The organism is Neobacillus sp. SM06 (genome assembly GCF_050496765.1).
Lineage (GTDB): Bacteria > Bacillota > Bacilli > Bacillales > Cytobacillaceae > JAEVLT01.
The window spans coordinates 35,302-60,185 of record NZ_JBNWEO010000017.1 but is presented as its reverse complement, the minus strand read 5'-3'; the positions used below and the strand labels follow the sequence as shown (position 1 = coordinate 60,185).

The window sequence follows — 24,884 nt, the reverse complement described above, 5'->3', positions numbered from 1 at the left end:
GACGAGAGTTACCCGCGTTGCCACCCTGGTTGACAATTGAAATTGTCCACCTTGATCAAACTAACGGCTGCAACCGAAAGTGTTTACTTGACCATCGTTTCTAGGTCGTTCCACACTTTGCTCAGGGATGGATTCACATACATCTCTCGCCGATTTTCACCAGCCATCGGCTCTCTTAAGAGAGAAAACATGCTACTAGTTCCCTTCAAAGCTTTTTCCATATGAAAATTGGTAATATTTACTTTACTATGATTATCAACCAAAAGCAATAAAATTATGCAAATTGTTTTTCCTTTGCCTCTTTAACCATTTGCACAAAATATTCCGTCAAACGGCTATCATCTGTTAATTCCGGATGGAAAGAACATCCGAGGAATTGTCCTTCCCTTGCTGCCACGACGCGGTCATTGTGTTTAGCGAGAATCTCAACATTTTCGCCTGCCTCCACGATATGCGGCGCACGGATAAACACAGCAGGGAAATCATCAGCCACCCCGTTAATGGCAATGTCAGCTTCAAAACTTTCACGCTGGCGGCCAAATGAATTGCGCTCAACCGTAATGTCCATCACACCAATGTGCGGTGTCTCATAACCAACAATCTTTTTTGCCAGTAAAATTAAACCTGCACACGTGCCGAACATGGGTTTCCCTTGTTGTGCAAACTCTTTAAGGCTGTCCATGAAATCGTATTTATCAATCAAACGGCGCATTGTCGTGCTTTCGCCGCCAGGAAGGATAAGCCCGTCCACATCTTTTAGCTCTTCTTTTTGCTTAATCACCACTGCCTCTGCACCGCACGCTTCCACTGATTTCACATGTTCACGAACAGCACCTTGCAGCGCTAAAACCCCAATTTTCACCATCTTACAAAACTCCTTACCAGCCGCGCTCTTGCATACGGTCATGTGGAGCAAGTGATGAAATTTCAATTCCCTTCATGGCAATCCCAAGGTCCTTCGAAATTTCGGCAATCAATTTATAATCCTGATAATGCGTTGTTGCTTCCACAATCGCTCTTGCAAATTTCGCAGGGTTCTCAGATTTAAAAATACCTGATCCAACAAAAACGCCGTCTGCGCCTAACTGCATCATTAAGGCGGCGTCTGCAGGTGTCGCTACACCGCCGGCTGCAAAGTTAACAACTGGAAGGCGCCCAAGACGCTTGATTTCAAGTAAAATTTCATATGGCGCGCCTAAAAGTTTTGCTTCTGTCATCAACTCATCTTCATTCATTGCGACAACTTTGCGCACTTGTGCATTCACTTTACGCATATGACGAACGGCTTCAACAATATTACCCGTTCCCGGCTCCCCTTTAGTACGCAGCATGGAAGCACCTTCGCCAATACGGCGGGCAGCTTCGCCAAGATCGCGGCAGCCGCAAACAAATGGAACTGTATATTCTTTTTTATTTAAATGAAACTCTTCATCTGCTGGCGTTAAAACTTCACTTTCATCAATATAGTCAACACCCAAAGCTTCAAGGACGCGTGCTTCAACGATATGGCCGATTCTCGCTTTTGCCATTACCGGAATGGTTACTGCCCCCATTACTTCTTCAACAATGCGCGGATCCGCCATTCTCGCTACACCGCCGGCAGCACGAATATCTGATGGGACACGCTCCAAAGCCATTACGGCAACTGCACCGGCCTCCTCAGCGATTTTTGCTTGTTCGGCATTGACTACGTCCATGATGACGCCGCCTTTTTGCATTTCGGCCATTCCGCGTTTTACACGATCTGTTCCTGTTTTCATTGTAAATCCCCCTTTAATTTTATTATTATGAATTTTTTAGACACAATACGGAAATTTTATTATTTAAATCGGAATAATTTCTTTTCCATATTGAAAATAAACACCAAAAAGGAATTCCTGTCAAGGCGGAAATCCCTTTTTTGGCTAAAAAGAAAGTATAAACCCCTTGCGGCGATTTATACCTTTCCATTAAAGCAAATGGCGGCTTAGAACCAACCTTTCACTGTTGACGATATCCCGTGGCCTAGTCCGCTGAAAAATCCGCCAATTCCTCTCATCATCAGCACGAACCAGTTTGCTTTTTCAACATCCTGTGCTGCGACAACATCAGTTTGAACACTTTTGGCACCCTCTGGTGTTAAGAAACGAACCTTTCCGCCATTTTTCGCCTGCAGTGTTATATATCCCACTTTTTCCCCTTTTTTAATCGGGGCGGCCAGTTTGCCATCTTTCGTTAGTTTCGTTTTATCTAGAACAAAAACGGGTTGATAATTTTTCTTTTCACCATTTAATAGTAACATGTTTATCGGAGATTTCGTATAAATCCTCACTTGGTTTTCTTTTCCATTTACAACTGGTAAAGTTTTCGATCCTTTTACTTGATAGTGTTTCGGAAGGATCTCTTCTTTTTTATAATTGCTAAAAGCATAATCCAGCATTTTTCGCGTTTCATCGAACCGTGCTTTATAGCCGCCCTGTCCTTTGTCATCTGTTGCTTTTTGAACAACCGTGATAAACCGCTGTCCATCCCGCATCGCTGTACCGGTAAAGCTATAGCCGGCAAAATCAGTCGTACCTGTTTTTAAGCCATCCATTCCTTGATACCCGAACACCAGGCTTGGAAGCATCCAGTTCCAGTTGTCCATTTTCGTCCCTTCCACAAAGGTTTTCGTTGGAGTGCTGGCTGTTTTCAACACTTCCGGGAAATCATTAATTAAGCGAAATGCTAGAGTTGCAACTGAGCGGGGGGACATGACGTTTTCCGCATCAGGGCTTGTCCCTTTTGGCTGCATTCCTTGGTAATCTTTATTATTCAAACCGGTAGAATTAACAAATTTATAATTTTTTAATCCGAGTTGTTTCGCTTTGTCATTCATCATTTTCACAAAATTTGTTTCTGACCCGGCAATCGTTTCGGCAATCGCAATCGTCGCGGCATTTGCCGAATAAATCGCCATTGCTTGATACAAATCGCGGATTTTGTATTTTCCGTCTTTTCTTAGTGGAACATTTGATAGATCGCCATTTTGTGAAATTTTATAGGCTAAATCACTGACCGAATACTGCTGATCCCATTTGACCCGTCCTTTTTTAATTGCATCAAGCAGTATATATTCTGTCATCATCTTTGTCATACTGGCAATGCCCAATGCACTGTCAGCATTTTTTTCGTATAAAACTTGACCTGTTTTTCCATCAACCAAGATAGCTCCTGCAGCATTTACATTCAAAGCCGTTTCTGCTTCTGCTTTGCCAAAGCCGGTAAAGAAGCCAAAAAAGAGAATGACCGCCATCATGCTGGCAATCCATTTTTGATAAAAGTGTTTTTTCACGGTAATGCCCTCCAACGATTTAAATACACGTTGGTTATTTTAACACAATTCAAAACTAAATCATAGACAGAGCATTGGCCTATCTTATTTCCAATTCCAACATCTTTACCAATTTTCAGGAAATACAAAAAAAGAAGCAAACGCTTCTTTTTAAGAAAGGGAATAGTTTGGAGCTTCTTTTGTAATCTGCACATCGTGCGGATGGCTTTCTCTCAAGCCTGCACCAGTCATTTTGATAAACTGGGCATTCTCTCTTAGCTCTGATAAGTCTTTCGTCCCGCAATACCCCATTCCGGAGCGCAATCCGCCAACAAGCTGGTAGATCGTTTCCGCTAAAGGCCCTTTGTACGGCAGGCGTCCTTCAATTCCTTCCGGTACAAACTTTTTATTTTCCTCCTGGAAATAACGATCTTTTGAGCCTTTTTCCATTGCTGCAACAGATCCCATTCCACGGTAGACTTTAAAACGGCGCCCTTGGAAAATTTCTGTTTCCCCCGGGCTTTCTGATACGCCAGCCAGCAAGCTGCCTAGCATAACAGCATGTCCGCCAGCGGCAAGAGCTTTGACGATGTCACCCGAGTATTTAATTCCCCCATCAGCGATAATCGTTTTGCCATGCTTGCGCGCTTCTGCAGCACAATCATATACAGCCGTAATTTGCGGAACACCGACACCGGCAACAACCCTTGTCGTACAAATGGATCCAGGTCCAATGCCCACTTTTACTACATCGGCCCCTGCCTCGATTAAATCTTTTGTCGCTTCTGCTGTTGCCACATTCCCGGCGATGATGGTTAATTGCGGATAGGCAGTGCGAATTTCTTTTACGGTATCAAGTACACCCTTGGAATGGCCATGTGCCGTATCAACAACAATGACATCAACATTTGCTTTAACAAGATGTTCCACGCGCTTCATCGTGTCTTTTGTAACCCCTACTGCAGCCCCTGCCAGCAAACGGCCTTGCTTATCCTTTGCCGAATTAGGAAATTCAATGACTTTCTCAATATCTTTAATGGTGATTAGCCCTTTTAAAACACCTGCATCATCCACAAGAGGGAGCTTTTCAATCTTATGCTTCTGTAAAATTTTTTCCGCTTCTTGCAATGTTGTCCCTACCGGTGCAGTGACAAGATCCTCTTTTGTCATAACATCTGATATTTTAAAAGAATAGTCTTGAATAAAACGAAGATCTCGATTCGTAATAATACCAACAAGCCTTTGCTCTTCAAAATTATTGACGATCGGCACGCCGGAAATGCGGTATTTTGCCATTAAATGCTCTGCATCAAATACTTGATGCTCGGGAGTTAAATAAAATGGATCCGTGATGACTCCGCTTTCTGATCTTTTTACCTTCTCTACTTGCTCTGCTTGTTGCTCAATCGTCATGTTTTTATGGATAATTCCCAAGCCGCCTTGACGTGCCATTGCAATTGCCATTTCGGCCTCTGTGACCGTATCCATACCAGCACTGATGATAGGGATATTCAGCTTTACGCCAGGTGCAAGTTCGACCCTAAGATCGACATCACGAGGAAGTACTTCCGACTTTCCTGGGATTAATAACACATCATCAAAAGTTAATCCTTCTTTTGCAAATTTATGTTCCCACATTTCCTTTTCCTCCCGATCAAAAAATTATTATTTGTAGGTTATCAATTGGACAAAATACTGTCAAGAAGAAGATATTTATTTGACTTTTCAAAAAAAGGATGATCACTGTGTTGCACTATACCGGCTGGAGAAGCTTTCTCCGTTTTTTTTCAGCAGAAGATGCTCAAGCATTTTTAAAGAAAAAATATGAGCTTTGCCATATAGAATCTGCCCATGAAAAAAGTTTTGATAACTGCTACACCTTTTTATATTATTTGGAGCACGGGCAAATTTATTATGAGCAGGCTGAAAAAGCCCCGCTCATTTTGAAGCCAATCCTAATTTTCTACGGGCTTGTTCATTTAATTAAAGCTAGCATCTTAACGATTGATCCGAACTACCCTGAGTCTACAACCGTTCTGGCCCATGGAGTATCCACACGCAAACGAAAAAAACAAAATTATCACTTTTTCCAAGATGAAGTTAAGTTACAAAAATATGGACTTTTCCCCTATATGTCGAAGACAATGTTTCACATGGAACAATTGGAAGGCGATAAAATTACGATGGAAGTACTGTTTCAGTTGGTACCTGAACTTAGCTCTCTTTTTTTCCAACTTGATGGGAAAAGAACCTTTGCAGAGCTACTGCCTCAAAATGGACAGTTTCTTATTCCTGAAAAGGTATTAGACCATTACCATATGACGGCTAGCCGCTTTAATGAATTCTTGCTTTCACGGTTTGCTGATAGCGTATCGCTTTCAGCTGACACTCTTTCCTGTACCTTGAACGACTCTTTTCTTAATAAGATTACACCTTTCAAATACAATATTGAAGACCAAACTGTTGTACTGCCATTGATTAAAAATACTTTTTTCCATTATCCAGAGCTGCTTGTTCATTATTTACTTCTCTATAACTTGAGCATGATAGCCCGCTATGAAACGGAATGGTGGGGTGATCTAACCAAATCAATGCCCACAAAGGACTATCCCTTTATCGAGGCTTTTTTATCCATTACAGAACAGAAAAGTCCTTTTCTTATCTATCAATTTCTGATGGAGAAATAAACTGGTTAGCCGACTATTTTGGGCAAAGAAAAAGACAATCCTTAAAGGATTGTCTTTTTCTTTGCTTGGCAACGTCCTACTCTCACAGGAACTTGCGTTCCAACTACCATCGGCGCTGAGAAGCTTAACTTCCGTGTTCGGTATGGGAACGGGTGTGACCTTCTCGCCATTGCCGCCAAGCTATTTTGTTGAGGTTCATTCCCTCAAAACTAGGTAATCAAGAAGAAGTAAACGAAGAACGAGTTCGCGCATTCAACTACATTGGTTAAGTCCTCGATCGATTAGTATCAGTCAGCTCCACACGTCACCGCGCTTCCACCTCTGACCTATCAACCTGATCGTCTTTCAGGGATCTTACTAGCTTGACGCTATGGGAAATCTCATCTTGAGGGGGGGCTTCATGCTTAGATGCTTTCAGCACTTATCCCGTCCGCACATAGCTACCCAGCGATGCCTTTGGCAAGACAACTGGTACACCAGCGGTGCGTCCATCCCGGTCCTCTCGTACTAAGGACAGCTCCTCTCAAATTTCCTGCGCCCACGACGGATAGGGACCGAACTGTCTCACGACGTTCTGAACCCAGCTCGCGTACCGCTTTAATGGGCGAACAGCCCAACCCTTGGGACCGACTACAGCCCCAGGATGCGATGAGCCGACATCGAGGTGCCAAACCTCCCCGTCGATGTGGACTCTTGGGGGAGATAAGCCTGTTATCCCCGGGGTAGCTTTTATCCGTTGAGCGATGGCCCTTCCATGCGGAACCACCGGATCACTAAGCCCGACTTTCGTCCCTGCTCGACTTGTAGGTCTCGCAGTCAAGCTCCCTTGTGCCTTTACACTCTACGAATGATTTCCAACCATTCTGAGGGAACCTTTGGGCGCCTCCGTTACTCTTTAGGAGGCGACCGCCCCAGTCAAACTGCCCACCTGACACTGTCTCCCACCCAGAATTTGTGGGTGTGGGTTAGAATTTCAATACAGCCAGGGTAGTATCCCACCGACGCCTCCACCGAAGCTGGCGCTCCGGTTTCTACGGCTCCTACCTATCCTGTACAAGCTGTACCGAAATTCAATATCAGGCTACAGTAAAGCTCCACGGGGTCTTTCCGTCCTGTCGCGGGTAACCTGCATCTTCACAGGTACTATAATTTCACCGAGTCTCTCGTTGAGACAGTGCCCAGATCGTTACGCCTTTCGTGCGGGTCGGAACTTACCCGACAAGGAATTTCGCTACCTTAGGACCGTTATAGTTACGGCCGCCGTTTACTGGGGCTTCAATTCAGAGCTTCGCTTTGTGAGCTAACCCCTCCTCTTAACCTTCCAGCACCGGGCAGGCGTCAGCCCCTATACTTCGCCTTGCGGCTTCGCAGAGACCTGTGTTTTTGCTAAACAGTCGCCTGGGCCTATTCACTGCGGCTCTTCGGGGCGTAAACCCCAAAGAGCACCCCTTCTCCCGAAGTTACGGGGTCATTTTGCCGAGTTCCTTAACGAGAGTTCTCTCGCTCACCTTAGGATTCTCTCCTCGCCTACCTGTGTCGGTTTGCGGTACGGGCACCTTTTATCTCGCTAGAGGCTTTTCTTGGCAGTGTGGAATCAGGAACTTCGGTACTCGATTTCCCTCGGCATCACAGCTCAGCCTAATGTCAGCGGGATTTGCCTCACTGACAGCCTAACTGCTTACACGCACATATCCAGCAGTGCGCTTACCCTATCCTCCTGCGTCCCCCCACTCGCTCAAACGATAAAGAGGTGGTACAGGAATATCAACCTGTTGTCCATCGCCTACGCCTTTCGGCCTCGGCTTAGGTCCCGACTAACCCTGAGCGGACGAGCCTTCCTCAGGAAACCTTAGGCATTCGGTGGATGAGATTCTCACTCATCTTTCGCTACTCATACCGGCATTCTCACTTCTAAGCGCTCCACCGGTCCTTCCGGTCCAGCTTCAACGCCCTTAGAACGCTCTCCTACCGCGGACACCATCGGTGTCCACCCACAGCTTCGGTGATACGTTTAGCCCCGGTACATTTTCGGCGCAGAGTCACTCGACCAGTGAGCTATTACGCACTCTTTAAATGGTGGCTGCTTCTAAGCCAACATCCTGGTTGTCTAAGCAACTCCACATCCTTTTCCACTTAACGTATACTTTGGGACCTTAGCTGGTGGTCTGGGCTGTTTCCCTTTTGACTACGGATCTTATCACTCGCAGTCTGACTCCCACGGATAAGTCTTTGGCATTCGGAGTTTGTCTGAATTCGGTAACCCGATGAGGGCCCCTAGTCCAAACAGTGCTCTACCTCCAAGACTCTTGCACGTGAGGCTAGCCCTAAAGCTATTTCGGAGAGAACCAGCTATCTCCAAGTTCGATTGGAATTTCTCCGCTACCCACACCTCATCCGCGCACTTTTCAACGTGCGTCGGTTCGGGCCTCCAGTAGGTGTTACCCTACCTTCACCCTGGACATGGGTAGATCACCTGGTTTCGGGTCTACGACCACATACTCTTACGCCCTGATTAAGACTCGCTTTCGCTGCGGCTCCGTCTCTTCGACTTAACCTTGCATGTAATCGTAACTCGCCGGTTCATTCTACAAAAGGCACGCCATTACGCAAAAACGCGCTTTGACTACTTGTAGGCACACGGTTTCAGGAACTGTTTCACTCCCCTTCCGGGGTGCTTTTCACCTTTCCCTCACGGTACTGGTTCACTATCGGTCACTAGGGAGTATTTAGCCTTGGGAGATGGTTCGTCCCAGCTTCCGACCGGATTTCACGTGTCCGGCCGTACTCAGGATCCACTCAGGAGGGAACGAAGTTTCAACTACAGGGCTTTTACCTTCTACGGCAGACCTTTCCAGATCGCTTCATTTACCCCGTTCCTTTGTAACTCCATATTGAGTGTCCTACAACCCCGAAAGGCAAGCCTTTCGGTTTGGGCTGTTCCCGTTTCGCTCGCCGCTACTTGGGGAATCGCGTTTGCTTTCTCTTCCTCCGGGTACTTAGATGTTTCAGTTCCCCGGGTCTGCCTTCATTACCCTATGGATTCAGGTAAAGATACTGTTCCATTACGAACAGTGGGTTCCCCCATTCGGAAATCTCCGGATCAAAGCTTACTTACAGCTCCCCGAAGCATATCGGTGTTAGTCCCGTCCTTCATCGGCTCCTAGTGCCAAGGCATCCACCGTGCGCCCTTTCTAACTTAACCTGCGGCTCATATCAGCTATGCTTCTATTTCGCCTTGAAAAAGGTTGAAAATCTAAAATGGCGATCACTCGGTTCTTGCTTGGTTACTTCTTCTATACGATTATCTAGTTTTCAAAGAACGAATGGTGGAGGATAGCGGGATCGAACCGCTGACCTCCTGCGTGCAAAGCAGGCGCTCTCCCAGCTGAGCTAATCCCCCAGTATGAAATGGTGGGCCTAAATGGACTCGAACCATCGACCTCACGCTTATCAGGCGTGCGCTCTAACCAGCTGAGCTATAGGCCCATATTTTATAAGAGATTGTTCTCTCAAAACGAAACAAGGCTACATCTACGAATAACTTCGCGAAAGGCCTCATTGAATTTTCTTCAAGCTGCCTTGCGACGGGCTGAGGAATTGCTTCCCCGAATCACTGCGGCGCAGGAGCAAACTTGGCGAGAATTGTTCTCTCAAAACCAAACAAACAATATACGTCAATAATCATCCAACTCATTGATGTCCGAAAGGACACTTTCCTTAGAAAGGAGGTGATCCAGCCGCACCTTCCGATACGGCTACCTTGTTACGACTTCACCCCAATCATCTGTCCCACCTTAGGCGGCTGGCTCCTTACGGTTACCCCACCGACTTCGGGTGTTACAAACTCTCGTGGTGTGACGGGCGGTGTGTACAAGGCCCGGGAACGTATTCACCGCGGCATGCTGATCCGCGATTACTAGCGATTCCGGCTTCATGCAGGCGAGTTGCAGCCTGCAATCCGAACTGAGAATGGTTTTATGGGATTGGCTTAACCTCGCGGTCTTGCTGCCCTTTGTACCATCCATTGTAGCACGTGTGTAGCCCAGGTCATAAGGGGCATGATGATTTGACGTCATCCCCACCTTCCTCCGGTTTGTCACCGGCAGTCACCTTAGAGTGCCCAACTGAATGCTGGCAACTAAGATCAAGGGTTGCGCTCGTTGCGGGACTTAACCCAACATCTCACGACACGAGCTGACGACAACCATGCACCACCTGTCACTCTGTCCCCCGAAGGGAAAGTCCTATCTCTAGGAGTGTCAGAGGATGTCAAGACCTGGTAAGGTTCTTCGCGTTGCTTCGAATTAAACCACATGCTCCACCGCTTGTGCGGGCCCCCGTCAATTCCTTTGAGTTTCAGCCTTGCGGCCGTACTCCCCAGGCGGAGTGCTTAATGCGTTAGCTGCAGCACTAAAGGGCGGAAACCCTCTAACACTTAGCACTCATCGTTTACGGCGTGGACTACCAGGGTATCTAATCCTGTTTGCTCCCCACGCTTTCGCGCCTCAGCGTCAGTTACAGACCAGAAAGCCGCCTTCGCCACTGGTGTTCCTCCACATCTCTACGCATTTCACCGCTACACGTGGAATTCCGCTTTCCTCTTCTGCACTCAAGTCCCCCAGTTTCCAATGACCCTCCACGGTTGAGCCGTGGGCTTTCACATCAGACTTAAAGGACCGCCTGCGCGCGCTTTACGCCCAATAATTCCGGACAACGCTTGCCACCTACGTATTACCGCGGCTGCTGGCACGTAGTTAGCCGTGGCTTTCTGGTTAGGTACCGTCAAGGTACCGGCAGTTACTCCGATACTTGTTCTTCCCTAACAACAGAGTTTTACGACCCGAAGACCTTCATCACTCACGCGGCGTTGCTCCGTCAGACTTTCGTCCATTGCGGAAGATTCCCTACTGCTGCCTCCCGTAGGAGTCTGGGCCGTGTCTCAGTCCCAGTGTGGCCGATCACCCTCTCAGGTCGGCTACGCATCGTCGCCTTGGTGAGCCGTTACCTCACCAACTAGCTAATGCGCCGCGGGCCCATCTGTAAGTGACAGCAAAAGCCGTCTTTCAACTTTCCTTCATGCGAAGGAAAGAATTACCCGGTATTAGCACCGGTTTCCCGGTGTTATCCCAGTCTTACAGGCAGGTTGCCCACGTGTTACTCACCCGTCCGCCGCTAATCATCAGGAGCAAGCTCCCAATGATTCGCTCGACTTGCATGTATTAGGCACGCCGCCAGCGTTCGTCCTGAGCCAGGATCAAACTCTCCGAAGAACAGGATGCTCTAGTGTCGACGTTCGCAACAGGACGTTGCGGCTTTTAGTCGACCGAAGAACAGAAACGTTTGATATAGCTCATTTAAAATTAACGTTGGCTGATGTTGCTTTTAAAAGCAAACATCATGATTATTTGTTGACGTAATTGTTTGTTTAGTTTTCAAAGAACAAAGCTACTCTAAATAGTCGCATTAAGTTCGTCGCTCAGAAGCGACTTTTATAATATATCACTTAAAAAATACTTTGTCAACATTATTTTATTTTTTACTTTCGCTAAAAAATAACTATTTTTGTCGACTTGATGATTATATCAGCAGTTATACAATTTGACAAGCATTTTTTACGAATCAAGCAAACTTGTATAAAGTAGCGCAAGAAATAATCTACAGCAGACGGACGTTTCGCCTTCTCTTGAATCCCCTCCAGTTAGTAATAAGGCAATAAAAAACACATATACGAACATGCATATGTGTTAGATTATCGAAGGATTTCATCAATGTAAAGCTGCCGGGTTCTTTCGAGGTGGAGAATCTCTCCTGTTGATTCAATTTTAATTAGCGGACGAGTTGGCGCTTTCTGATCTGCAAATAAAACTTCTGCAACATGCCCATTCGATAATTTGACTTTATCCCCTGGTGAAAAATGAATAATCGCTGAACAAATGGAAGATACGATAGCAAGATCAAACTTCCCAAAACTATCCTCCAAAATCATTTCTAACGCTTTAAATGGAGACTGCTTATTCCGGTAGAGCCTTTCCGACGTCATCGCATGAAAAGTATCCGCAATGGCTATTATTCTCGCATATTGATGTATTTTTGTACTTTTTAACGGATAACCGCTCCCATCCAGCCTTTCATGATGTTGAAGAATAGCTACTTTGGCATCTTTTCTTAAAACAGGAATGTTTTCAACAAGCTTGTAACTAAGAATAGGGTGTTTTTTAATTTCTTCATATTCGCGAATCGTTAATGACGTTTTTTTATTAAGAATAGTTGGGTTAATTTTTGCCATTCCACAATCGGCTAAGCAGCCGGCTAGTGCAAGCTGAAGCCATTCTCCTTTTTCAAGATCCAGCTTTTTCCCGATATAGCCGCTGATCAGGCCGACTGCAACTGGATGTTGAAAAAGATAGGTATCCATCGTTGAAAAACGATAAAGGTTGAAAACTTCAAAAGGATTGTCATCGATCTTTTCCAATAATGGCAGCAGTAATCTTCGAATTTTGGAAATATCAATTGGAAGTCCCGCTTGCCAAGACATAAACTCCTTTTTATATTTCAACACTGATTTCAAAAATAAATCCGTAAAGCTTAACTGAACTTTCTCTTTCTTGTCCTCATTTTCATACTCATCTGTGCTTATAAAAGACGGAATAAAACGTGAACCATCGACAAGTGTTTTTTCAACTTCAACTTCATTAATCATAAATGCCTTTAGTACTTCAATTAATTCTTCTGTCAGTACTGTTTTTTTTGCAAAAATGGGGCGGTTTGTTTTGCTGAATAGATCAGCTTCAAGAATGCAGCCTTCTTGAAGCTCTTGTACAGTAACGCGCAAAGAACTACACCTCAACTAACGTATTAGCTTTTTATTTTTTCTCTATTTTACCATAAGTGAAGGGCAAAATGTCTGATTAGGCGCACATAAAAAGGAGCCTTGAAGGGATCAGGCTCCTTAAAAATTATTCTTCAGTGGTTTCAGGCATATCGGCTTCTGTTTCTTGTTCATCATTTTCATTTTCCACTGATGGTTCTTCTTTTTCGACTTTCGCAACTGTTGCGACATTTTCATTTTCGTCTTTTAAGTTAATTAATTTGACGCCAATTGTATTACGTCCCATCGAGGAAATACTGTCAACGGCAATCCGGATCAAAACTCCACCTGTCGTGATAAGCATTAAGTCTTCTTCGCCAGTGACGGCCTTCATGGAAATAAGATCGCCATTTTTATCGGTAATATTGCATGTCTTGATTCCTTTGCCGCCCCGGCTTTGGACACGGTATTCATGTGCAGGTGTACGCTTCCCGAATCCATTTTTTGTTACAATCAAAATGTCCGTGTTTTCTTCAAGCACTTCCATGCCAACGACTTCATCATCGCTGTTTAACGTGATTCCCTTCACACCTGTTGCTGTTCTTCCCATTGACCGGACATCGGTTTCCGAGAACCGGATTAGCATGCCTTTTTTCGTTCCAATAATAATTTCCTTACTTCCATCGGTGAGGCGAACGGAGATGAGTTCATCTTCCTCTCGAAGGTTTAAAGCAATCAATCCATTGTTTCGGATATTAGCAAAAGAAGTCAGCGGTGATCGCTTGGAGATTCCTTCTTTTGTCGTAAAGAATAAGTACCAGTCATCGACAAATTCTTGTACAGGGATCATCGCATTAATCCATTCACCTTTTTCAATCCCAAGCAGATTAATAATCGGAATACCTTTGGCTGTACGGCCCAGTTCTGGAATCTCATACCCTTTTGAGCGATATACTTTCCCTTTATTTGTGAAAAACAAAATCGTATCATGAGTGGAAGTTGTAATTAAATGCTCGACAAAGTCGTCTTCATTTGTTCCCATTCCCTGGATGCCGCGCCCGCCTCGCTTCTGGGCACGGTAAGTCGATACAGGGAGCCGTTTGATGTAGCCGTTGTGCGTTAGGGTGATCACAACATTTTCACGCGGAATTAAATCCTCATCTTCAATGTTTTCAAGACCACCGGAAACAATCTCCGTGCGGCGCTTATCATTGAAGCGTTCTTTAATTTCCAATAATTCTTCGCGAATAATTTCGAGAACTTTTTCCTCATCAGCTAAAATTGCCTTTAACTCGGCAATTAATTTAACGAGGCTTTGGTATTCTTCTTCAATTTTTTCGCGTTCCAAACCGGTTAAACGCTGCAGGCGCATATCAAGGATGGCTTGGGCTTGTTTTTCGGATAACTGAAACTGCGTCATTAAGCCTTCGCGGGCAATATCGGTTGTTTGCGAGCTGCGGATTAAGTTAATAACAGCATCCAAATGATCCAATGCTGTCCGCAACCCTTCTAAAATATGAGCGCGTGCTTCTGCTTTCTTTAACTCAAATTCAGTCCTGCGGCGAATCACCGTTTGTTGATGACTCAAATAGTGTTCAAGGCATTGTTTTAAATTCAATACCTTGGGTTGGCCATCGGCGAGTGCAAGCAGATTAATTCCAAACGTTGTTTGCAATGCGGTATGCTTGTACAGATTATTTAACACAACGTTTGCATTCGCATCTTTGCGAACCTCGATATAAATCCGCATCCCTCTGCGGTCTGATTCATCCCTTAAGTCCGTGATGCCGTCAACTCGTTTTTCGCGGACAAGTTCCGCAATTTTTTCAATTAATTTTGCTTTATTTACCTGGTAGGGCAGTTCTGAGACAATAATAACTTCCTTACCGTTCGATTTTTGTTCAATTTCAACTTTTGCCCGAAGAGTAATTGAACCTCTTCCGGTCATATAGGCTTTGCGAATTCCGCCTCTGCCCAAAATAAGTCCAGCAGTAGGGAAATCCGGGCCAGGTATATAATCCATCAGTTCTTGAATGGTAATGTCCGGATCCTTGCTGAGCGCCAAAACGCCATCGATGACCTCACCCAATTGGTGTGGTGGAATATTCGTTGCCATTCCGACTGCAATCCCGGATGTACCATTTACCAATAAATTAGGAAAACGGGATGGGAGGACAACCGGCTCTTTTTCTGCTCCATCATAGTTGTCTTGATAATCTATTGTGTCTTTATTGATGTCGCGAAGCAGCTCCATTGAAATTTTGGACATTCTTGCTTCTGTATAACGCATTGCGGCGGCCGCATCACCGTCCACAGATCCAAAGTTTCCGTGACCATCAACAAGCATGTAGCGATAGTTAAAGTCCTGTGCCATCCGAACCATTGTGTCATACACGGCCGAGTCGCCGTGCGGGTGGTATTTACCGATTACTTCTCCGACAATACGGGCCGACTTTTTGAAGGGCTTATCCGCATGCATGCCTAAATCGTGCATAGCATAGAGAATGCGGCGATGTACCGGCTTTAGTCCATCACGGACATCCGGTAGCGCCCTTGATACAATGACACTCATTGCGTAGTCCAAAAAGGATGAACGCATTTCCTGACTTATATTAATCTCTTTTACTCGAGAGCTGGGTGTATCAGCCATAATTGACAAACCTCCTTATAAGAAAAGCGTACTGACTTTAAAATGCGGTGCGGCTAAGTACCGATGATGGCCAAAGCCATAAAAATCTTTTCTTTTATGTAAAAGCAGGATAGACGGCGATCTATCCTGACATTCTCATTGATGAATAAAAATTCACACATAAACGTTTCTGTTAAATATCCAAGTTTTTTACATATAAGGCATTCTCTTCGATAAATTGCCGGCGAGGTTCCACTTTATCGCCCATTAATATTTCAAACGTTTCATCCGCTTCAATCGCATCTTCAAGGCTGACTTGAAGCAATGTCCGTGTCTCGGGATCCATCGTTGTCTCCCAAAGCTGCTCAGGGTTCATTTCACCGAGACCTTTATACCGCTGAATGCTCGGCTTTGGCTGAGCACCAAGCTGGTTCATAATCTCATCAAGCTGCCGATCATTGTAAGCATATTCCACTCGCTTGCCTTGTTGTACTTTAAACAATGGAGGCTGGGCAATATAGATATAGCCTGCTTCGATAATTTTTCGCATATAGCGGTAAAAGAAGGTTAATAATAATGTTCGAATATGGGCACCATCAACATCGGCATCGGTCATAATCACAATTTTATGGTATCGGGCTTTGGATATATCAAAATCCTCCCCAATTCCAGTGCCGATTGCAGTAATGATTGCCCGAACTTCATTATTTGACAAGATTTTATCCAATCTTGATTTTTCTACGTTGAGAATTTTTCCCCTTAGTGGCAGAATGGCTTGAAAATGACGATCACGCCCTTGTTTAGCCGATCCGCCCGCCGAGTCTCCCTCAACCACATAGATTTCACTAATGGACGGGTCTTTCGAGGAACAGTCTGCTAATTTACCCGGAAGGCTCGAAACTTCCAGTGCACTCTTTCGCCGCGTGAGTTCACGTGCTTTTTTGGCTGCCAATCTTGCTCTGGCTGCCATTAATCCCTTTTCTACAATTTTCCTTGCAACCATAGGATTTTCGAGGAGAAATTTATCAAGATGATTGGCAAAAACAGCATCTGTAATGGTCCGGACTTCTGAATTGCCGAGCTTTGTTTTTGTTTGCCCTTCAAATTGCGGATCCGGGTGTTTCACAGAGACAATGGCCGTTAAGCCCTCCCGTACATCTTCTCCAGAAAGGTTTGTTTCACTTTCCTTTATCATCCCATTTTTTCGTGCGTAGTCATTGATAACCCTTGTTAAAGCTGTTTTAAATCCAGACTCATGTGTACCGCCTTCATACGTGTGAATATTGTTGGCAAACGAATAAATACTTTCTGTATATCCTTCATTGTACTGAAGTGCCACTTCAACCGTGATGCCGTCGCGATCGCCTTCAAGGTAAATCGGTTCTTCGTGAATCACCTCTTTTGTACGGTTTAAATGCTCAACATACGATTTAATTCCGCCTTCATAATGGAATTCACTATGTTTATTTTCAACTCGTTTATCATCGATTGTGATTTTAATTCCCCGGTTTAAAAAGGCAAGCTCACGAACCCTTGTTGCAAGGGTATCGTAGTCATATTCCAAGGTTTCTGTGAAAATTTCACCGTCTGGCGAAAAGTGGGTCGTTGTGCCGGTATGATCCGTTTCCCCAATAATTTTAAGATCAGCAACCGGGACTCCGCGTTCGTATTTTTGATAATAAACATGGCCGTCGCGATGGACAAAAACCTCGAGCTCTGTCGACAACGCATTTACAACAGAAGCGCCAACACCGTGCAGTCCACCTGAAACCTTGTAGCCTCCACCGCCAAATTTTCCGCCTGCGTGAAGTACCGTCATGATGACCTCTACTGCCGGCCGCCCCATTTTTTCTTGAATATCGACAGGAATCCCCCGTCCATTATCCTTAACGGTTATGCTGTTATCTTTTTCGATGATCACATTAATCTCGTCGCAATATCCGGCTAAAGCTTCGTCAATACTGTTATCAACGATCTCCCAGACTAGATGATGAAGTCCTTTGCTACTTGTCGAGCCAATATACATACCCGGACGTTTCCGTACAGCTTCAAGCCCTTCAAGAACTTGAATTTGATTGGCATCATATACTTGCTCTTCGACTTCTTTTTGTTCCATTGTCATACCGTTCACCTGCACTTTCTTTTGAAAAACGGAATATAATTCCAAACTACTTTTACTAAATTTTGAATACAGACGCACACTATGAAAAACGTTTATATGCTTTTCCCATGTCATCACAAAGGTTTGGACAAACAGGGCGCTCCATTCTTTATAAAAAACCTTGCATAACTGGGGGATTTGACCGTTTTCTAAGAGTTCCCGAAGCAAGGGGAGATAAATAGACACTGTCTTTTGTAATGACGACAGATTTAAATGATTTTTTCGAAAGGTTGATGACCATTTCCGGATGGCGTTTTAAAAACTCTTCAACAAAGAATGAAGAGTTAACGCTCTTTTTATCAATGATCGCAACAACATCTTGCGCTCGAATGTTCAGATCTTCACCGATATGAATATACACACCGACACCTCAATTCCTTTTGTTGATCGTTCCCGAATCAACCGTAAACGTTGCAGCGTTTTTTAATGTTTGGTGGTCAATGCCATCAATGCTCGTCGTGGTGACAAACGTTTGCACCTTTCCTTGAATGGTATTTAATAAATGGGATTGACGATAGTCATCCAATTCGGATAAAACATCATCTAGCAGCAAAATAGGGTATTCGCTTATTTCTGATTGAATTAATTCGATTTCTGCTAGTTTCAGCGACAGCGCCGTTGTACGCTGCTGTCCTTGGGATCCAAATGTTTGGACATCCCGTTCATTGACAAAAAAGAGCAAATCATCACGATGTGGACCGAATAGCGTCGTCCCGCGTTCAATCTCTCTTTCTTTCACTTTGTAAAATTTTTCTTCAAAACTTGCTATCATTTTCGACAATTCTTGGTCTTCTGATACCTCTAAAGACGGTTTGTATTCAATTTTTAGCGTTTCCAGACCTCTGGAAATGCCATTATGGATTGGCTGTGCCCATTTTTCCAATAAAAGGAGAAACTCAAACCGCTTCGCCACAATCTTCACAGCAGTATGAATGAATTGCTCTGTTAAGATTTCAAGCATGGTTTGATCGTTTTGCTTTTTGAGTTGCATCATTTTTAAATAATGATTGCGTTGTTGAAGTATTTTCTGGTATTGGCTCATATCATGTAAATAAATAGGGGATACCTGGCCAATTTCCATATCGATAAACCGGCGTCGAACCTGCGGACTGCCCTTGACAAGATTCAAATCTTCAGGTGCAAACATAACCACATTCATGTTGCCGACATATTGGCTCAATCTTTGCTGTTCAATATGGTTTAGCCGCGCTTTTTTCCCTCGCTTCGAAATAACGAGCTGCATCGGCAGGCTGCCATACTGTTTTTGAACCCTGCCTTCTATTTTACCATACTCTTGGTCCCAGCGAATCAGTTCTTTGTCATTGGAGGTCCGATGGGACTTTGCCATCGCTAAAACAAAGATTGATTCCATTACATTTGTTTTTCCTTGAGCATTCTCTCCTAAGATCACATTCACCTTGTTTTCAAACGTAATATCCAGCTGTTCGTAATTGCGAAAATCTTTTAACAATAATTGCTCAATAAACATGGATTAATCCTCTACCGATCCTTAAGGATAAAGTCACCGAAGCCTTCAACCTTGATTTGATCTCCAGGGTAAAGTTTTCTGCCTCTTCTCTGATCTTGTTGGCCATTAATCAAAATTTCGTGTTCACTTAAAAACCATTTTGCCATTCCACCGGTTTGAATCACATCCGCCAATTTTAAAAATTGGCCAAGCGTAATATATTCCGTGTCTACCTCGATTTCAATTGTCAAAGGTTATCACTCTTTTCTAAAATGGTCTCCAATACTTTATTTTACTAAATAATCGGCTTAGATACAAAGAAAACTAAAAATCCACTAAAAAGAACAAAAGCTGCCTTAGGTAAAGCAGCTTTGATCTATTTTCACATTTTAATACGTCCTGACTGGCAAAATTAGCTGCAGGATGGTTTCATCATGAAGGGGGCGAATGACAAATGGTCGCATGGCTCCTGTGAAGCTGACCCTAATATCGGTTCCTTCCAATGCTTTCAGTGCATCCATCATATATTTAGCACTAAAGGAAATTTTCAACTCTTCCCCTTCAATTGATTGACTCTGAACTTCTTCCACAACTTTCCCGATTTCTGGCGTATTCGAAGAAATTTCAATGCTTTCTGCTTCGATTGTTGAAAACTTGACAACATTGTTCTTTCCTTCCCGAGCCAGAAGCGACGCGCGATCAATTGCTTGTAAAAATTCCTTTGTATTCACAGTGACCTCTGTTTTGCTTTCCGTTGGAATCAATCGTGAAGTATCCGGATAATTTCCTTCAAGCAATCTTGAGAAAAACAATAAATGCTTGGCTTTAAACAAAACTTGATTTTCTGTTATAACAATATCAATTAAATCGCTTGTATCATCAATGATTTTACTTAACTCACTTAAACTTTTTCCTGGAATAACGACATTGTATGTTTCGTTTGCTTCACTTTCAACCTTTGCCTTTCTCAATGCAAGCCGGTGGCTATCTGTTGCAATACAGATCAGTTCATCGTTTTCAACCTTCCAGTTGACACCTGTCAAGATCGGTCGTGTTTCTGAGGTGGACACTGCGAAAACAGTTTGGCGAATCAAGGCTTTAAGAAGGTCGGCAGCAATTTGAAATTTGTTGTTTTCTTCGATCAACGGAAGGCGGGGATATTCCTCCGCATCAAGACCATTTAAATTAAATTCGGATTTCCCGGATCTGATAATGGTTTGCAAATGATTCAATACTTCAATTTCAACAAAATCAGTCGGCAGTTTTTTGACAATTTCGCTAAAGAATTTTGCTTGAAGGACAATGGAACCGGTCTGTTTCACTTCGACAATTTCATCGCCATTTTCTTCTTTCGGAATAGAAGATTCAATGGAAATATCCGAATCACTTCCTGTTAACGTTACCCCATTTTCAGTTGCAGTGACTTTGATCCCCGTTAAAATGGGAATTGTTGTTTTTGAGGTAACAGCCTTCATAACGTCTTGCACACTTTGAACTAGACGATCTCGTTGGATTATAAATTTCATTTCATAAATCCTCCCGCATTGGCATATATTTAGAATGATGTGCAACTTTGCAGATTGTATATAATAAAATTTTAAAAAAAAATAGAAGTACTAGTAGGCGCTGTTGATTTGTGGATAACTTCATTTTTCAAAGGAAACACAGTCTATCCACATGTGGACAGACTGTGTATAAGTCCAAAGAAGTTATGCACAATTTTATAGTTTTAACATTTCATTTAATTCTTTCATTTGCTTTTGCAATTGGGCATCCGACTGCAGTAGTTTTGAGATTTTTTCATGGGCATGGATCACTGTCGTATGATCTCTGCCGCCGAATTCTTCCCCGATCTTTGGCAAGGAGTAATCCGTTAATTCCCTTGATAAATACATCGCAATTTGCCGTGGAAATGCAACCGACTTTGTTCGTTTCTTTGCTTTAAAATCTTCAAGCTTAATATTAAACTGTTCCCCGACTGCTTTTTGAATATCATGGATGGTTACAACTTTTGGTTTCGAACTTGGGATAATATCCTTTAATGCTTCAGCTGCCAGATCGGCATTAATATCTTTATTGATCAGTGATGAGTAGGCAACAACCCGAATCAGTGCGCCTTCTAGCTCACGGATATTGGAATCTATTTGATTGGCAATATAAAGCATTACTTCATTCGGAATATCCAAACCATCTGCTTTTGCCTTTTTACGCAGAATTGCAATCCTCGTTTCTAAATCAGGCGGGGTAATATCTGTGATTAATCCCCATTCAAAGCGTGAACGTAAACGATCTTCCAGCGTTGGGATTTCTTTTGGCGGCCGATCACTTGATATGACAATTTGCTTGCTTTCTTCATGAAGACTGTTAAAGGTATGAAAGAATTCTTCCTGGGTTGATTCTTTTCCGGCCAGGAATTGAATATCATCGATTAACAGGACATCGACATTGCGATATTTGGTACGAAAATTTTCAGCTTTATTGTCGCGAATGGAATTGATAAATTCATTTGTAAATTTTTCCGAAGACAGGTACACCACTTTTGCTGCTGGATTATGTTCCAACACATAATGGCCGATTGCGTGCATTAAATGAGTTTTGCCTAATCCTACTCCCCCATAGATAAACAGCGGATTGTATGCTTTTGCAGGCGCCTCGGCAACAGCCAGTGATGCTGCATGTGCAAAACGATTTCCTGATCCAATCACGAAAGTGTCAAATGTATACTTCGGATTTAAAATATTTTGCGGAAAATCGCTGTGATCATCATCTTTTTTTTGTTTTTGCGGAGGGACGGCCATTTCAAATTCTTGTTCAGTTGGACTTTGCGGGATAATAAATTTTACCGCCAGTTCTTCACCTGTAATTTCATATAGAATTCCTGAAATTAACTGTGAATATCGTTCTTCCAGCCAATCACGCGCAAATTCATTTGGAGCAGTGATAACTAGCAGATCCCCCTGCAGGGAATGTGCTTGTGTTGACTTTAACCATGTGTCGAAACTTGGTTTGCTTATTTTTTTTTCTACTTTTGTCAACGCTGCATTCCAAAGATCCGCTATGTTTTCCAAATCAGTTCCCTCCTTTTTCATACTTGAAATTTGGTTGTTTCAAATTGATTTGCAGCTTGTCCACTGTACCTGTTTCTTACCGTATCCATGCTTGCCCGCAATCCTTTGAATTGAAAAAAAATAAATGTTCAAACTAGCTTATGAGCGGCTGTCTGGACACTAAAACAGCCTGAAGCGCAGATTTTTATAAATATACAAGTGACTGTTTGTGGAAAAATATATAATAAGGAATAAAAGTGGAGATTCGACAATATCCACTCATTGTGGACAAGTATCTTCAGATGAGTTGAATAACTATCCACAACTTATCCACATAATGTGGATAAAATAAAATTTCCCCTATAGTTATTCAGAGTGAAAACACAAATATAATACCAGATAATAGATAGTGGCGCAATGGTTTTTCAGTATTTATCCACAACAGTGACGTTAGCTGAATAAATTTTGTCCACAAGCTCTGCCTTTGTGCAAAAACTGTCGATAATTTGTGTACAGTGCAAAAATTGTCGTTTTTTTTATCCACAGTCTGTTTTTGGGGATATGTTGCTGGTAAAAAGTGAATTTGTGAGGTGGTTGACAATTCCTGTTTATCATCTATATAATAATTAAGACTGTCTAATTGAATTTAAGGGCTATTCCTTTTGGGAGGTGTCATAGATGAAAAGAACGTATCAACCAAATAAACGAAAACATAGCAAAGTTCATGGCTTCCGCAGCCGAATGAGCACAGCAAACGGACGTAAAGTTCTGGCTCGCCGCCGCCGTAAAGGAAGAAAAGTTTTATCAGCATAGACCACTGAAACGTCTCAGTGGTCTTTTTTCTAATAGGAAGAACGGAGCGTCATCTGTTGGACTAACCAAAATTGAAGGTGTTTTTTCCGTGAAAAAAGAATTGCGAATCAAAAAGAATCAGGAATTTCAAGAAGTATTTAAAAAAGGACGATCTTTCGCCAATCGGCAATTTGTCGTGTATGTATTAGCGAAAGAAGGACAGACTTCTTTCCGAATCGGGCTGTCCGTCAGCAAAAAAATTGGCAATGCTGTTACGAGAAATCGAGTTAAGCGTTATATTCGCCAGGCTATTTTCGAAATGGCTGATCTTCTTTACGCTGAGCGAGACTATGTGATCATTGCCAGAAAACCGACGGCTGAAATGTCCTTTTTTGATGTAAAAAAAAGTTTGCAGCACGTTTTAAAAGTAGGGAAAGTTTTAAAGAGAGAAAAGCAAACTGAAAGATGAGCCACTTAAACAATTTTATGAACTTTTACATACTGCAATAGCGGAGCTTCTAAAAAATAGATAGAATTAAAGGAGGAAAACTTGGTTGAAAAGGCGAATAATTGTTTTAATCAGTATAATCTTTTTGTTGCTGCTTGCAGGTTGCACCCAGATCAATCAGCCGATCACCCCTGAGAGTAAAGGGATTTGGAATGAATACATTGTCTATCCATTATCATGGCTTATTACAAAGGTTGCCCAGGTTCTTGGAGGAAGTTACGGTCTGTCGATTATTGTTGTTACCATCGTGATCCGGTTAATCATTTTCCCGCTGATGGTCAAGCAAACAAAGAGCTCAAAGGCAATGCAGGCGCTTCAGCCGGAACTAAAGAAACTAAGAGAAAAATACAGTTCAAAGGATCAAAAAACACAGCAAATGCTGCAGCAGGAAACAATGGCATTGTTCCAAAAGCATGGCGTCAACCCGATGGCCGGCTGTTTCCCATTGATTATTCAAATGCCGATTTTAATCGGATTTTATCATGCGATTTCAAGAACGCGCGCGATTGCGCAAGATACTTTTCTCTGGTTTGACCTTGGAGTAAAAGATCCATATTACATTTTGCCGATTATTGCAGGAATCACAACGTTTATTCAGCAAAAAATGATGATGGCCGGTACAGAAAACCAAAATCCGCAAATGGCCATGATGGTATGGATGATGCCGATAATGATCGTTATCTTTGCGTTTAATTTTCCGGCAGCCCTCTCGTTATATTGGGTTGTTGGTAATATTTTTATGATTGTGCAAACCTACTTTATTAAAGGACCGGAGCTCCAGAAAACATCAGCATCCGGCAATGCGGGAGGAGCGAAAAAGTGAGACAAGTAACTGCTACAGGACAAACGGTTGTCGAGGCAGTAGAATCAGCTTTAGCTCAATTAAATACAACCCAAGACCGCACAGAAGTTTCCGTTATCGATGAAGGAAAAAAAGGCATTTTCGGTATTTTTGGATCGCGGCCGGCGATCGTCAAAGTAACGGTAAAAACGGATCCAATTGAAGAAGCAAAGAATTTTCTCATTCAAGTCAGCGAGAAGATGGGGGCACCTGTCACAATTGAGGTTCACCAAGACGGAAAACAGATTCTTTTTACCTTGAAGGGTGAAAAAATTGCTTTGCTAATCGGAAAAAGAGGGCAAACGCTTAATTCATTGCAATATTTAACACAGTTGGTCATGAATCGTTTTGCCGAACACTATTTCACTGTCATACTCGATGCGGAGGATTATCGAAAAAGAAGAAATGATACATTGACCCAGCTTGCGCATCGATTAGCCGAAAAGGCGATGCGGACAGGAAAAGCTGTATCGTTAGAACCAATGCCTTCTTATGAGCGAAAAGTGATTCACACCGCTTTGGCAGAAAATCGTCGAATTAAAACGTATTCCGACGGAACAGAGCCTAACCGTTTCATTGTGATTACACCAAACAAATAAAACGTAAAGAAAAAAACACGAAAAAACATCCTATCAATTTGATGATAGGGTG

The 24,884-nt window shown here is 43.2% G+C and carries 17 protein-coding genes, 2 tRNA genes, 3 rRNA genes and 1 other annotated feature (1 of these 23 running past the window's edge); of the genes, 5 read left to right on the top strand and 17 right to left on the bottom strand.

Features of this window, described 5'->3' with window-relative positions; translation table 11 throughout:
- Positions 1-218 (bottom strand) — a binding site (T-box leader); it reaches 6 nt to the left of the window's first position.
- Positions 219-274: 56 nt separating this feature from the next.
- The 4 genes from pdxT to guaB form a co-directional block, all read right to left on the bottom strand.
- Positions 275-865, bottom strand: a complete 591-nt coding sequence (gene pdxT, locus ACQYAD_RS13535; protein ID WP_430238960.1) for a pyridoxal 5'-phosphate synthase glutaminase subunit PdxT — start codon at positions 863-865, stop codon at positions 275-277.
- 13 nt (positions 866-878) lie between these two features.
- The gene (gene pdxS / locus ACQYAD_RS13530; protein WP_430238958.1) at positions 879-1,760 is read right to left on the bottom strand and encodes a pyridoxal 5'-phosphate synthase lyase subunit PdxS; all 882 of its coding nucleotides are present in this window, start codon (positions 1,758-1,760) and stop codon (positions 879-881) included.
- Positions 1,761-1,966: 206 nt separating this feature from the next.
- A complete protein-coding gene (locus tag ACQYAD_RS13525; RefSeq protein WP_430239393.1) occupies positions 1,967-3,277 on the bottom strand; it encodes a D-alanyl-D-alanine carboxypeptidase family protein in 1,311 nt (436 codons plus the stop codon).
- Between the two features lie 186 nt (positions 3,278-3,463).
- Entirely contained in the window at positions 3,464-4,930 is a 1,467-nt protein-coding gene (guaB, locus tag ACQYAD_RS13520; RefSeq protein ID WP_430238955.1) for an IMP dehydrogenase, read from the bottom strand.
- Between the two features lie 107 nt (positions 4,931-5,037).
- Between guaB and ACQYAD_RS13515 the strand changes: the two genes are divergently transcribed.
- On the top strand, positions 5,038-5,979 hold the full coding sequence (locus ACQYAD_RS13515; RefSeq protein ID WP_430238953.1) for a YaaC family protein: 942 nt from the start codon (positions 5,038-5,040) through the stop codon (positions 5,977-5,979).
- Between the two features lie 63 nt (positions 5,980-6,042).
- Here the strand turns inward: ACQYAD_RS13515 and rrf are convergent.
- From rrf to dnaA, 13 genes are all read right to left on the bottom strand, one after another.
- A 5S ribosomal RNA gene (gene rrf / locus ACQYAD_RS13510) occupies positions 6,043-6,159 on the bottom strand.
- A gap of 81 nt (positions 6,160-6,240) precedes the next feature.
- Positions 6,241-9,181 (bottom strand): 23S ribosomal RNA (locus tag ACQYAD_RS13505).
- A gap of 122 nt (positions 9,182-9,303) precedes the next feature.
- Positions 9,304-9,379, bottom strand: a tRNA-Ala gene (locus ACQYAD_RS13500).
- A 9-nt stretch (positions 9,380-9,388) separates the two neighbouring features.
- Positions 9,389-9,465: transfer RNA gene (locus ACQYAD_RS13495), tRNA-Ile, on the bottom strand.
- Positions 9,466-9,700: 235 nt separating this feature from the next.
- Positions 9,701-11,249: ribosomal RNA gene (locus tag ACQYAD_RS13490) — 16S ribosomal RNA — on the bottom strand.
- Together the 16S, 23S and 5S rRNA genes with 2 tRNA genes alongside form the textbook arrangement of a ribosomal RNA operon.
- 479 nt (positions 11,250-11,728) lie before the next feature.
- Positions 11,729-12,811 carry an HD-GYP domain-containing protein gene (locus ACQYAD_RS13485; RefSeq protein ID WP_430238951.1) on the bottom strand — a complete coding sequence of 361 codons (1,083 nt, stop codon included), beginning with the start codon at positions 12,809-12,811 and terminating at the stop codon, positions 11,729-11,731.
- A gap of 124 nt (positions 12,812-12,935) precedes the next feature.
- Positions 12,936-15,437, bottom strand: coding sequence for a DNA gyrase subunit A (gene gyrA / locus ACQYAD_RS13480; protein WP_430238949.1), 2,502 nt, complete (start codon positions 15,435-15,437; stop codon positions 12,936-12,938).
- 172 nt (positions 15,438-15,609) lie between these two features.
- On the bottom strand, positions 15,610-17,532 hold the full coding sequence (gyrB, locus tag ACQYAD_RS13475; RefSeq protein WP_430239392.1) for a DNA topoisomerase (ATP-hydrolyzing) subunit B: 1,923 nt from the start codon (positions 17,530-17,532) through the stop codon (positions 15,610-15,612).
- A gap of 154 nt (positions 17,533-17,686) precedes the next feature.
- A complete protein-coding gene (gene remB, locus ACQYAD_RS13470) occupies positions 17,687-17,938 on the bottom strand; it encodes an extracellular matrix regulator RemB (RefSeq protein ID WP_430238946.1) in 252 nt (83 codons plus the stop codon).
- Between the two features lie 9 nt (positions 17,939-17,947).
- The gene (recF, locus tag ACQYAD_RS13465; RefSeq protein ID WP_430238944.1) at positions 17,948-19,066 is read right to left on the bottom strand and encodes a DNA replication/repair protein RecF; all 1,119 of its coding nucleotides are present in this window, start codon (positions 19,064-19,066) and stop codon (positions 17,948-17,950) included.
- An 11-nt stretch (positions 19,067-19,077) separates the two neighbouring features.
- Positions 19,078-19,296, bottom strand: coding sequence for a S4 domain-containing protein YaaA (gene yaaA / locus ACQYAD_RS13460; RefSeq protein ID WP_430238941.1), 219 nt, complete (start codon positions 19,294-19,296; stop codon positions 19,078-19,080).
- A gap of 138 nt (positions 19,297-19,434) precedes the next feature.
- Complete coding sequence (gene dnaN, locus ACQYAD_RS13455) at positions 19,435-20,571, bottom strand: DNA polymerase III subunit beta (protein WP_430238939.1); 1,137 nt, start codon at positions 20,569-20,571, stop codon at positions 19,435-19,437.
- Positions 20,572-20,766: 195 nt separating this feature from the next.
- Entirely contained in the window at positions 20,767-22,113 is a 1,347-nt protein-coding gene (gene dnaA / locus ACQYAD_RS13450; RefSeq protein ID WP_430238938.1) for a chromosomal replication initiator protein DnaA, read from the bottom strand.
- A gap of 657 nt (positions 22,114-22,770) precedes the next feature.
- Here dnaA and rpmH point away from each other — a divergent pair.
- The 4 genes from rpmH (at position 22,771) to jag (ending at position 24,832) form a co-directional block, all read left to right on the top strand.
- Complete coding sequence (gene rpmH, locus ACQYAD_RS13445) at positions 22,771-22,905, top strand: 50S ribosomal protein L34 (protein ID WP_101658869.1); 135 nt, start codon at positions 22,771-22,773, stop codon at positions 22,903-22,905.
- 88 nt (positions 22,906-22,993) lie between these two features.
- On the top strand, positions 22,994-23,353 hold the full coding sequence (gene rnpA, locus ACQYAD_RS13440) for a ribonuclease P protein component (RefSeq protein ID WP_430238937.1): 360 nt from the start codon (positions 22,994-22,996) through the stop codon (positions 23,351-23,353).
- An 85-nt stretch (positions 23,354-23,438) separates the two neighbouring features.
- Positions 23,439-24,215, top strand: coding sequence for a YidC family membrane integrase SpoIIIJ (spoIIIJ, locus tag ACQYAD_RS13435; protein WP_430238935.1), 777 nt, complete (start codon positions 23,439-23,441; stop codon positions 24,213-24,215).
- Entirely contained in the window at positions 24,212-24,832 is a 621-nt protein-coding gene (gene jag / locus ACQYAD_RS13430; RefSeq protein ID WP_430238933.1) for an RNA-binding cell elongation regulator Jag/EloR, read from the top strand. Before spoIIIJ ends, jag begins: the two co-directional genes overlap by 4 nt.
- The last annotated feature ends 52 nt before the right edge of the window (positions 24,833-24,884 follow it).

Excerpts from the sequence above, each read along its gene's own strand:
- pdxT (WP_430238960.1), bottom strand. The coding sequence starts at position 865 with ATGGTGAAAATTGGGGTTTTAGCGCTGCAAGGTGCTGTTCGTGAACAT.
- pdxS (WP_430238958.1), bottom strand. The coding sequence starts at position 1,760 with ATGAAAACAGGAACAGATCGTGTAAAACGCGGAATGGCCGAAATGCAA.
- ACQYAD_RS13525 (WP_430239393.1), bottom strand. The coding sequence starts at position 3,277 with ATGATGGCGGTCATTCTCTTTTTTGGCTTCTTTACCGGCTTTGGCAAA.
- guaB (WP_430238955.1), bottom strand. The coding sequence starts at position 4,930 with ATGTGGGAACATAAATTTGCAAAAGAAGGATTAACTTTTGATGATGTG.
- gyrA (WP_430238949.1), bottom strand. The coding sequence starts at position 15,437 with ATGGCTGATACACCCAGCTCTCGAGTAAAAGAGATTAATATAAGTCAG.
- gyrB (WP_430239392.1), bottom strand. The coding sequence starts at position 17,532 with ATGGAACAAAAAGAAGTCGAAGAGCAAGTATATGATGCCAATCAAATT.
- recF (WP_430238944.1), bottom strand. The coding sequence starts at position 19,066 with ATGTTTATTGAGCAATTATTGTTAAAAGATTTTCGCAATTACGAACAG.
- dnaN (WP_430238939.1), bottom strand. The coding sequence starts at position 20,571 with ATGAAATTTATAATCCAACGAGATCGTCTAGTTCAAAGTGTGCAAGAC.
- rpmH (WP_101658869.1), top strand. The coding sequence starts at position 22,771 with ATGAAAAGAACGTATCAACCAAATAAACGAAAACATAGCAAAGTTCAT.